Below are 11,499 nucleotides of genomic sequence, written 5' to 3'. Positions count from 1 at the left end.
CCCTCAGCCGGGGTCCTCCCCTATAGACACATCTATGAATGCCCTACGGCAAGGCTTTCCTAATGCACACCACTGATCACTCAACCCACTTGATTCGGAAATAGGTAAGTAGCGCTTTATACTGGTCTTGTGCTGTAAGACAGGTATCGATAAGGTAACCCGGCGTCTGCTCCCAATGCTCCAAACCACGGTAGTAGTACATCTTGAGTTCGTCAGTAATGATAAAGGGAACGATTCCATGGGAAAGACCTATGAAATAAACTCGCCCCGATAGGCAATCTTAATGGCACCTTATTCGGAAAGTCACAGGCAAAGAATACCTTTGTTTGGAGAAGAATTAGTATATTTGTTATTAATAGAAAAACAACTAACAAAATGAGAAAATTAAGTGACATGAAGAAGACCATTACACTGCTACCATTAGCACTGATAGGGCTTGCTCTATCATTTACTTCCTGCAACAATGAAAGCAGGAGCGAACTCAATGGCGGAGAGACCACACTCGAACTGAGCTCATCCATCGCGCAGAACCGTGTGACCACTCAGAGCGACCAAAAGACCAACCACTGGGATGGCAATGAGAAGATCGGAGTATTCTCTACCTCTTTAACTGCCTCTAATGTACTCTACACAGCTACAAAGGCTGGAGCTAGCACCGACTTTACTACTCAGGATCCTATCTCCATCCCTTATGGCACTGAGCAACACGATATCAAGGCTTACTACCCTTATGATGCCGCTGCAACTACCGCAGTAGAGTTCGACCTCACCAAGCAAAATAACCAGCCAGTACTCTATGCTACTGGCACTGTTACTAACGCCAATCCTAAGCTCAACCTCAACTTTGGACATAAGCTAGGTAAGCTACGCATCAAGGTGGAGACCACCAATTCCCTCAATCCTACTGAGCCTGTCTCAAAGGTTTCGGTGAATGAGGTGCTCACTAAGGGGTCACTCAATATTGAGAGTGGTGACTTTACAGTAGACAATACCGTCAAAGCCAATCTTGACCTCAAGAAACAAGGCGAGGAGTTCTATACCTATCTAATGCCAGGTGAGATCATCAAGGGAAAGGTGATTGCTATTGAGCATGGTGGCAAGGTCTACAAGGCAACCTTGGTTAATGACAAAACTGTAGAGGCAGGTAAGTACTACCGCTACACCATCAGCCTATCCAATGGCTCAGCTAAGATTGAGGATGGATCTGGTACCATTGACAATGAGGATGAGGGAGATACTGGAAAGGTGATCGGTGCACCCGAAGAGGATACCGCTCCTTCTACACCAGTAACCGCGACACTTACCAGCACCAATAGCGAGTACGCTAGTGGTACACTTTCGGCTCCAGCAGAGGGTGGAAGCTACATCTTTACTCTAGCTGGTCTAGAGGCAGGCACTCAGGTATCTGCAAAGGCCGATCCTGTTGCCAATTGGCTCACATTTAGTGGCGACGTGACTCTTCGTGCTGCTGCCGACCAAACTTTCACCGTAAAGGTAGAGGCAAATGATACCACCGAGAAGCGTGAGACTACCATCACCCTCACCGCTGAGGGGATGAACGACCTCACCTTTGCAGTGCAACAAGCCGCAAAGGAGGTGACCCCTGAGCCAGAACAACCTGTTGTTGACGAAGGAGATGGCACAGAAGCGAACCCCTACTCTATAGCACAAGCTATTAGCAAACAAGGCGAAAATGGCAAATATGTAAAGGGGTATATCATCGGTGCTGCAACGAGTGGTAAGGGTGGACCTAAGCTCATTGAAAGCTCTAAAACAAATATCATGCTTGCAGAGTCAATGGATGAAACTGATGTGGCGAAGATGATTCCTGTAGAATTACCTAAAGGTAATGTTAGAGAGGCTCTCAACCTCGTACAACACCCTGAAAACAAAGGTAAGTTGGTAGCTGTCAAGGGTGATCTTACAGCCTACTTTAGCGCCCCTGGACTTAAGAATGTCAAGGTGTACAAGTTCCTATAATATAGGAGACTATATTTTTCACGGCTGCCTGTGTGGGATATCGCAGGCAGGCGTTTTAAGAGAACGTAAATGGAATTAAACAACAATTAGAGTCTTTTTGATGTCAAGGAACAAGACAATCTTACTATTATTGGCTATTACAGCGGTACTTATCTTTAGCTGTTGTAGCTGCGACGACAAGAAGGGGGATAAAGAACTCCCCAGAGAATACACTGTCCTAGAAGTACAAAGTCGTATCAACTCTCTAAGGGCTACCGAGACCTCGTGGGAGAGAGGCGACCAAATTGGTCTTTACGCTGTAGTAAGTGGCAAAGGCTTGAGTAGCACCTCTATTTTCCAAAAGGCTAGCAACCTACCCTACACCACCCCCGATGGTGATGGGCAATTCCTTCCCGCCGAGGGAGGTGAGATACGGCTGATGCCTGAGGAGCGAATTGACCTCATTAGCTACTACCCTTACCAACCGGTTGGTGCGGATCATAAGTTGCGAATCAATGTACGAGATCAGAGCGACCTCTCTAAGCTCGATCTACTCTACAGCGACAATGCACGTGGGCTCAATAACCTGCACCCTAAAGCCAACCTGCAATTTTTCCATGCTTTGAGTCAGCTACAGGTCTCTATCATGAGCGATGGGGCTACCGACCTCAATGCACTTCAAATTAGCGTGGGTGACGTGAAGGTAGAGGGTGTTTTTGATCTCGCTGCAGGTCAACTTTCCAACCTCGGGGCCACCACCAGCAAGATAACGATGCACAAGGCCAAGAGTGTAGCTAAAGGGGCAACACATCAAGCTATTCTGCTACCAGGGCAGGAGCTGAAAGGCCTTACCTACACATTTGAAGTGGCGGGCAAGAGCTACACTTACACGGATATGGAGTCGAAGCAACTACAGCCAGGTATTCGTGTGCGACGCAACTTCAAGCTCACCGACACGGGAGTGGAGCTCATTGATGCCACTATTGAGATTATCGGGGAAGGCGAAGGAGGCACTCAACCACAGCCCAATCCTCAGCCGGATCCAGAGCAACCTGGAGAAGACCCTAAGCCCGAACCCCCTACGCCTCCAGCTGAAGGGTATGGTAATCAGGCCTACTATATGGAGCAGGTACTGATCCAAAATGGCTATATGGAGGATCGTGTCATCCACCAAGAGGATACTCCCGACAGCTACTTTGCAGGGGGAACGACTCCTGGTGGTAAGCGACGCAACTATACTATTTATTTTAGCAAAAACAGTCACCAACCCTATATGGTCGCCTATCCAATGTACAGTGACTGTCTAGGGGAATGGAGTAGAAAGAAGTGGGGTGGCGACCCTTGGGACTTCGGCCCTGGTGTAGAACAAAAGTATCAGATGCAACTAATCAGAAGGAGCTTTCAGCCACGTGAGTACAATATGAGCCGAGGCCACATGCTGGCAAGTCAGCAGCGTACCGCTTCCAAAGAGCTCAATCGCACCACCTTCTACTTCACCAACGTAGTGCCACAAGAGCAAAGTCAGAATGCAGGTATCTGGGCAACGCTCGAGAATAAAGAGAATGCTTTTGCTAAGAATGCCCGTAAGACCGATACCCTCTATGTGGTTTGTGGCCCTACGCTTGCTCCTAATGCTGAAATGGTGCGTGACGATGTCAATAAGAAGTGCCCAATCCCCACTCACACGTGGAAGGTGCTACTAAAGAAGAAAAAGGGTCAGTGGGTCTCCATTGGTGTCAAGATGCCAAATGTAAGACCCGCTAGTGGTAGCAAGTGGGACGACTATACTTGCACCGTGGCCGAGCTCGAGAAGGAGCTAGGGGTGAAGTTCTTCCCCTCCCTCCCCGAGAACGAAGCAACAGCGATTAAGAGTCAGAATAACTCTAAAGACTGGTAAATAATAATAATCACACAATAATTATATCAATATGATGAAGACAACGACTAAATTAGGAAGCCTACTCCTAGCGAGTACCCTACTATTCTCTAGCTGTCAACGCAGCGGAGGATGTGGCTGTGAAGTGGATGACCCTTATGCAAAAGGTAAGGGCGACCTTAGGGTAAGCTCTAACATTGTGCAACCAGGCACACGTGTAGCTGGAGAAACCTGGGAAGTATCTGATGCCATCGGTATCTTTGCACTGAACGAAGGACAAGCACTAGGAGCTAATAACTACGCCACGAATGCCAAGTACACTACCGCTTCAGCAGGTGGAAAGGTGGCCTTCACCTCGGCTATGGAGGGGATCAACCTACCTAGCACTGGCAATCTAGACCTGGTCGCCTACTACCCATATAAGGAGGGAGTAACTACCGAGCTAGCTTTTGACACCTCGGATCAGAGCAAGCCAGCCCTTATTGACCTCCTTTACTCTAATAACCAAAAGGGAATCAACAAGCAAAATGCCAATGCTAACTTGGTATTTAGCCACATGCTCACTTTGATTGAATTCAACATCACTACCGATGGGCTGGCGATCAATAATGGCACCATTGCTCTGAAGGATGTATTGGTGGATGGTAAGATGGCACTTGCTAATGGGGCCATCACTACTGGCACCAAGACTGCTACTCCAAGTGTAGCTATTAAGGCAGCAGGCACTAATAAGTACAAAGGGATGATGATCCTTCCTCCACAAACCTTGACTGGCAAGGAGGTGACTTTCAATATCAATGGTAAGCCACATACCGCTAACCTAAAGCTAACAGCCACTGAGAGCGGTTACAAGTACACCGTCGAGGTGACCTACAATAGAGGTCAGCTAGTCATAGTTGAGGGTGCTACCATCAATCCTTGGAAGGAAGGGTCGGACAATGGTGAGGTCATCGTTATTGGTGGCGAGGAGACTCCTACTCCACAACCAGAGCCAGAGCCAGAACCACAGCCACAGCCAACTGAGGGCAAGTTGCTTTTCCCTGGTGCCAACTTTGATGACTTTGATGCCTTCAAAGCCAGCCTAAATAAGTTCGGATTGGCAAAATACGCTACACAAGTTGACGGCGGTAAGACCGGTAAGGCTCTACATATCCAAGGGAAGCCCAAAGGTAACGATTACATCTTTACTACTACAGCCCAAACTGGTGGACCAACCGCTGGAAAAACCATTAGCTTCTACCTCAAAGGAACTTCAAGCAAGTCTATCTCTATGAACCTAACGACAGCAGATAATACCACTTATGCCTATAACTTGGATACTGTAGGAGAAAAAGGACATCTTGTTGGACCAGACGATGGCAATATCGTTCTTCAACCCAACGCTCCAAAAGAAAGCAATGGAAAAAAGACTGTAGCTAACTCATACGCTCAAGGTGGCATTGACACAAAGGGTCAATGGATAAAGATCACACTTAACATTGAGGGTAAATCCCTTGCTACTACAGGCGATTTATTCGCACTGAAAGTGGGTGGAAAGGTGGATATAGACCTACAAGTTGACGACTTTACGATTGAGTAAGTACTCATTAAGTGAGATGGAAATGGGATCGCCACTGTTGCGGTCCTCTTTCCATCTCATTTTCTAATAGAATCAGATTATTAACTAATGACTCAAAGACATGCAAAGAATTACTAGGCTTATTGCCTTGGCAAGTCTCCTACTGTCTATAGCTTTCTGCCCTCTTCTCGCTCAGGAGAAGACCTCGCTTCGAGGGGTCGTTCGCGACGGAGGTAGCAACAATGGCATAGGTGGCGTGCTAGTAACCCTCCAGAGTAGTAATCAGCAGACTACAACCGAGAGTGATGGTAGTTTCGCCTTTTACAACATTAAGGCTGGCGAAGAGACCCTACTCTTCAGCTCTCCTCTGCACACCACTGTGGAGCTAAATATCACCATCACCCCCAACCGACTCAATGAGGTGGGGCCTATTGTGATGATACAAAATAAAATCAATGACAATGCCCAGTTTGCGGGGATTGTAGATAATATTGACCTCGACCAGATTGACGATGAAGGGGCGGGGCAGTCGGCCAATACGATGGTCATCTTTACCAACGATGTCTATCTCCAGAAGGCTGGCTTCCAATTCTCACAATTCCGTCACCGTAACCGTGGTTACGACAATACCTACGAGCAGAGGTATATCAATGGCATCAACTTCAATGAAGGGGTAAGAGGCGTCTTCAACTACTCCTCCATCGGTGCCCTTAATGATATGACCCGCAATGGTAACCGCATCAATTATATGGGAGCCTCTCCTTTCTCCTTTGGAGATATTGGTGGCTCGGAGAATATCAATATGCGCCCAGCCAATTACACTCGTGGCGGAAAGGCAACCCTCTCAGGCACTAATCGCAACTACTATGCTCGTGCGATCCTCAGCTACAATACTGGTTTGATGGATAATGGCTGGGCACTCTCTGCCGCTATCGGTGGCCGTTATGCTCACGAAGGGGCCATTGAAGGTGTTTTCTACAAGAACATATCCTATATGCTAGGTGCAGAGAAGGTATGGGATAGGGGCAAGCATCGCCTCAGCGTCATCACCTTTGGTTCACCAGTAGAGCGTGGTCAGCAAGGCTCCTCAGTGGAGGAGGCTCTGAAGCTAGTCTGCAACAACACCTACAATCCAAACTGGGGCTGGCAGAATGGCAAAAAGCGTAACGCCCGTGTGGTGAAGAGCTGGGATCCAACCCTGATCATCTCTCACATCTGGAAGCCCAATTACGAGACCACCCTTACCACTGGGATCGGTGCACACTACAATAGATACGGTAGGTCGTCACTCAATTGGTACAATGGTGCCGACCCACGCCCTGATTACTACCGCTACCTCCCTAGCTACTTCGAGGGAGCCCCCGAGGTGCAGGAGTATTATGCCCACCAATGGCGTACTCTAGAGATTTCTCAGATCAATTGGGATCGCCTTTATATGGCAAACCACCTCAATAATATGACCGGTGACGGTTCCGCCATCTATATGGTAGAGGAGCGTCGGAGCGACCTTGCAGAGATTGCTTTCAATACCACACTCAATACACAGTTATCCAAGGAGATTGCACTGAGTGCGGGACTTGAATTTAAGTACTCTCAGTCCAAGCAATTTAAGACGGTCGATGACCTGCTAGGGGCTAAGTATCTATTGGATAACGATAAGTATGCCGAGCGCGACTTTGCTGGTAACGATCAGGTGGTTCAAAACGACCTCAATAAGCCTGGCCGTAGAGTATGGGAGGGGGATGTCTTTGGATACGACTACCGCTACCATATCTACAATGCAGCACTTTGGGCTCAAAACGAACATAAGTACTACAAGTGGGATATCTACTATGGTGCCAAGCTAGCACTTAATACCATTCAGCGCGAAGGTATGATGCGCAACGGACGCTACCCCGACAATTCTTACGGCAAAGGTAAGCTCCATGCGTTTATCAACTTTGATGCTAAGGTCGGTGCCGTCTATAAGTTCAACGGTCGCCACTTCCTCACCCTCAATGCTCAGTACCTCAATCGTCCACAGCTAGAGCGACAGATGTATGTCTCTCCAGACATTTCGGATATTGTAGCACCAACACTCAAGAGCAAGCAGATTGGAAGTGTAGACATCAATTATATCTTCTCCACTCCTAAGGTGAAAGGACGTCTATCGGCCTTCTACACCGGCTTCTGGGATGATATGAAGAAGGTAGCCTACTATGATGATACACAGCGTACCTTTGTACTCCACACCCTTTATGGAGTGGATAAGGTACATAGAGGTGTAGAGGTGGGTGTTGAGTATAAGCCTACCAGTTCGCTCACTTTTGAGCTGATCGGTACTGCCGCTCAATACTACTACAGCAACGACCCAATGGGCGTGATGAATAGTACCAATGGTAAGATTATGAATAAAGAAGAGAAGGTCTACATGAAGAACCTCTACCTCGGTGGCGTACCACAAGTACTGGGTACCTTTGGGGTCGGTTACTTCTGGAATTATTGGTTCTTCAACCTCAATGTCAATGGCTTTGGCTACAACCACATTGATGCAGCACCTATCCGCCGACTCGCTTCAAATTATACCACTGTCACCCCTCCAGGTACTGCCGGACACAATGCTAAGCAGTATGAGGCTTTCAAGCAGTATACCACTCAGGAGCGCTTCAAGGGTGGTGTGACTATGGACCTAAGTATCGGCAAGATTCTTTACCTAAAGAATAGAGACCGCATCAACTTCAACTTCTCCATCACCAACCTACTCAATAATAAGGAGATTCGCACTGGTGGATTTGAGCAAGGACGTATCAACCTAGATCACCCTGAGCGCTTTACCAATAAGCACTACTACATGCAGGGGATCAACTTCTTCCTCAATGCTAGTTACAATTGGTAATATTAATAGACGATACAATATATGAAACTAAATAGACAATTAATTATAGCACTCGTAGCCCTCATCGGGCTCACCTTCGCTTCTTGTGAGCGGGAATACGATGCCCCACTCCTCACTGAGCCGACTGTGGAGATCGGGGATGAAGGCATCATCACCATTGCTAAGTACAAGGAGATGTTTACCTCAGTACCCGAAGAGGGTAAGATCATTGAGGAGGACTTCGCCATCCGTGCCGTGGTAGTGGGCAACGATATCACGGGCAATATCTACAAGCAAATCTATGTGGAGGATGCCACAGGTGGGCTCTCCATTGGTATTGACCAAAATAACATCGCCAATGATTACCCTGTAGGGCAGGAGGTAGTGATCAAGCTACAAGGCCTTGCAGCAACTAGTTACGGAGGCGTCATTCAGTTGGGAATGAACAACAATAATCCCAAGAATACCCGTATCCCCTACGAGATTGCTAAGAAGCATCTCCTAAAGAACCAATGGCCAGATGCCAAAAAGGCAATGCCTAAGGTAACCACTATGGGCTCTATCACCGATGCCATGATTGGTACGCTGATACAGCTAGAGGGCGTTTACTTCGAAAAGGGTGGCGAGCTCAACTATGCCGATCAAGAGATGAATGCCGTTAATCGTATTCTAAGGGATAAGAGTGGCAAGAGTCTCTATGTACGCAATAGCAAGTATGCTACTTTTGCTAATGACAAGCTTCCAAAGGGCAATGGTACCGTGGTGGCTATCCTTTCAAAGTTTGGTAGCGACTACCAGCTATTCCTCCGCTCTGCCGACGATTGCTTCGGCTTTAGTGGCAAGGAGCCTGAGACCACTGGTGGCACCGACACCCCTACCCCCGACCAACCATCAACAGGGGCAGTGATCTACAGCGAGGAGTTTAGTAGCGACCTAGGCAAGATGACCCCTATTAGCGTTGCAGGAGCACAGACTTGGAGAGTCAACACTGCTTACAAGAATGCCAATATGTCTGGCTTTGCCGATGGCAAGAGTAATGCCAATGAGGATTGGCTCGTCTCTCCTGCCTTTGACCTCACTGCAGCTAAAAGCTTCGCTATCAATTTTGAGCACACCATCAATAAGGGTAATGTGGCTAATATGAAGAGCGAGCAGACCCTTTGGGCCTCTGATAATTACAGCGGTGACGTGAAGAGTGCTACTTGGACTCAAGTGACTATCACCACCTACCCAACAGGTACGGATTGGAACTACGTGAAGAGTGGCAATATCAACCTACCTGCTTCACTGCTTGGTAAGGCCAACGTGGTATTTGCCTTCAAGTATCTTGCTACCGATGCCAGCTCAGCCAATTGGCAAATACGTGCACTCAAGGTGACTAGCGATGGAGGTAAGCTCACTGCTGGTGGCACCACCCCTACTCCACAACCACAACCAGAGCCCAACCCAAACCCCAATCCAGAGCAACCTGCAACTGGTAAGCTCCTATTCCCTGGTGCCGACTTTGAGGATTGGAGCTTAATGGAAAAGGGCAAGAGCCTATTATTCCCCCTAGGAAAGATTGTTGAGCAATCTCCAAATGGACGTAATGGAAAAGCCCTTCACATCAATGGTACTCCTGCAGGGAATGACTACATGATTACAGCAGCAGGTGCAGGCGAAAAGAGTGGTTCAACCATTACACTATACATCAATGGAAAGGCAGGAAAATCTCTATCTTTTATGGTCTATAAAGAGGACGGTAGTCTTGCAGTATTTAACCTTGATGAATTTGGAACCAAAGGACACGTTATTAGTCCAGCTGATGGCGAGATCATCCTTAAACCAACTGAGAAAACCTTTAATGACAAACCTGCTAACTCCTATGCTAATGGCTCAATAGACACTCAAGGTAAATGGCTAAAAATCACCCTAGATATCTCTAGCTTCAGTAAGTTAGCTAAGGAAAAGAACTTGTTTTCAATAAAGGTAGGAAAAGCAGTGGCTTACGACCTACTCATTGATGATATCACTATTCAGTAATAGTTCGCTATGAAGTATACTCAGCATAATTGGTATGCCCTACTGGCGTTGCTAGTGGCTTTTGCTTTGGGGAGCTGTGGTTCCTCAAAGCAAGCCACCGGCACCAACGCGGGCAAACAGTACAATACTTATGCCGTTGCCTTTTATAATATGGAGAACCTCTTCGATGCCGAAGACGACCCCAATAACAAAGGTGATGACGACTACCTTCCCACAGGTCCCTACGCATGGACTCAAGTGCAGTACGAGAAGAAACTTGATAATCTCGCACGGGTGATTAGTCTCTTAGGTCAAGAGTACACCCCCTACGGTCCCGCCTTTATCGGCACCGCCGAGATTGAGAACCGCCGAGTGCTCGAGGATCTCACACAGCGTGACGCCATCAAAGGGATGGGGCTAAAGGTGATCCACGAAGATGGTCCAGACCGTCGTGGTATTGATGTGGCAGCACTCTACAACCCCAATATCTTTAAGCTCGAAGGGTACAAGTACTACCCTTTCAAGTGGGATGAGCGTCCCGACTTCGTGACTCGCGACCAGCTACATGTCTATGGTACTATCGCAGGCGAACGGATTCACTTCATCGTGCTCCACTGGCCATCTCGCTATGGTGGGCACAAGAGCAACCCCCTTCGTGAGGCAGCAGCTCGTACCACCCTCGCAATAGTTGAGGAGATACAAGCCTCCGAACCAGATGCTAAGGTGGTGATTATGGGCGACCTCAATGACGACCCCACCAACACCAGTGTGACAGAGGTACTCAATGCCAAGACCCACCGCAGCGAAGTGGCACCAAAGGGGATCTACAATCCTAGTGCCTCGCTCTTTGCTAAGGGCATCGGCACACTTGTCTACCAAAACAAGTGGAACTTCTTTGACCAGATGATGGTGACCCACGGACTGATCTCCAGCGAGAGCAATCTACGACTTTGGAAGATGGAGGTATTCGACCGCAACTTCCTCATCACACAAGAGGGAAAGCGCAAAGGATACCCTCACCGTACCTTCGAAAACAATTCATTTATCGATGGCTACAGTGACCACTTCCCCGTCCTCATCTACCTCCTTCAGGAGCGTCACTAAATTAATTATACATACGCTAAGAGGGTGCATCAACTTATTGATGCACCCTCTTATTGTACTCCCCCTCAACCCCACATGAAAAGAGACTGTTGCACAAAGGACTCTGGCAGAGGTCCGGTAGTAACCCAAAAAGTGTGTAAGGCAGAA

6 protein-coding genes are annotated in these 11,499 nt (G+C 47.8%); all 6 read left to right on the top strand.

Annotation, left to right across the window (positions count from 1 at the left end; translation table 11 throughout):
• Positions 1-393: 393 nt before the first annotated feature.
• The 6 genes from QVO39_RS00060 (at position 394) to QVO39_RS00035 (ending at position 11,352) form a co-directional block, all read left to right on the top strand.
• Positions 394-1,980: a DUF6359 domain-containing protein gene (locus tag QVO39_RS00060; protein ID WP_288171139.1), complete on the top strand. Its 1,587-nt coding sequence runs from the start codon at positions 394-396 to the stop codon at positions 1,978-1,980.
• 100 nt (positions 1,981-2,080) lie between these two features.
• Positions 2,081-3,856, top strand: a complete 1,776-nt coding sequence (locus QVO39_RS00055; protein ID WP_021902488.1) for a fimbrillin family protein — start codon at positions 2,081-2,083, stop codon at positions 3,854-3,856.
• Between the two features lie 31 nt (positions 3,857-3,887).
• Positions 3,888-5,414, top strand: a complete 1,527-nt coding sequence (locus tag QVO39_RS00050; RefSeq protein WP_021902487.1) for a fimbrillin family protein — start codon at positions 3,888-3,890, stop codon at positions 5,412-5,414.
• 100 nt (positions 5,415-5,514) lie between these two features.
• Complete coding sequence (locus QVO39_RS00045; protein WP_021902486.1) at positions 5,515-8,268, top strand: carboxypeptidase-like regulatory domain-containing protein; 2,754 nt, start codon at positions 5,515-5,517, stop codon at positions 8,266-8,268.
• Positions 8,269-8,289: 21 nt separating this feature from the next.
• Positions 8,290-10,269, top strand: a complete 1,980-nt coding sequence (locus QVO39_RS00040) for a DUF5689 domain-containing protein (RefSeq protein ID WP_021902485.1) — start codon at positions 8,290-8,292, stop codon at positions 10,267-10,269.
• Positions 10,270-10,278: 9 nt separating this feature from the next.
• Positions 10,279-11,352 carry an endonuclease/exonuclease/phosphatase family protein gene (locus QVO39_RS00035; protein ID WP_021902484.1) on the top strand — a complete coding sequence of 358 codons (1,074 nt, stop codon included), beginning with the start codon at positions 10,279-10,281 and terminating at the stop codon, positions 11,350-11,352.
• Positions 11,353-11,499: the final 147 nt, after the last annotated feature.

It is taken from the genome of Porphyromonas sp. CAG:1061 (assembly GCF_000435035.1).
Classification (GTDB): domain Bacteria; phylum Bacteroidota; class Bacteroidia; order Bacteroidales; family Porphyromonadaceae; genus Porphyromonas_A; species Porphyromonas_A somerae.
This window is presented reverse-complemented; position numbering and strand designations above follow the sequence as displayed.

What these genes read in the sequence shown, in the direction of transcription:
- QVO39_RS00060 (WP_288171139.1), top strand. Translation starts at nt 394, where the DNA reads ATGAAGAAGACCATTACACTGCTACCATTAGCACTGATAGGGCTTGCT.
- QVO39_RS00055 (WP_021902488.1), top strand. Translation starts at nt 2,081, where the DNA reads ATGTCAAGGAACAAGACAATCTTACTATTATTGGCTATTACAGCGGTA.
- QVO39_RS00050 (WP_021902487.1), top strand. Translation starts at nt 3,888, where the DNA reads ATGATGAAGACAACGACTAAATTAGGAAGCCTACTCCTAGCGAGTACC.
- QVO39_RS00045 (WP_021902486.1), top strand. Translation starts at nt 5,515, where the DNA reads ATGCAAAGAATTACTAGGCTTATTGCCTTGGCAAGTCTCCTACTGTCT.
- QVO39_RS00040 (WP_021902485.1), top strand. Translation starts at nt 8,290, where the DNA reads ATGAAACTAAATAGACAATTAATTATAGCACTCGTAGCCCTCATCGGG.
- QVO39_RS00035 (WP_021902484.1), top strand. Translation starts at nt 10,279, where the DNA reads ATGAAGTATACTCAGCATAATTGGTATGCCCTACTGGCGTTGCTAGTG.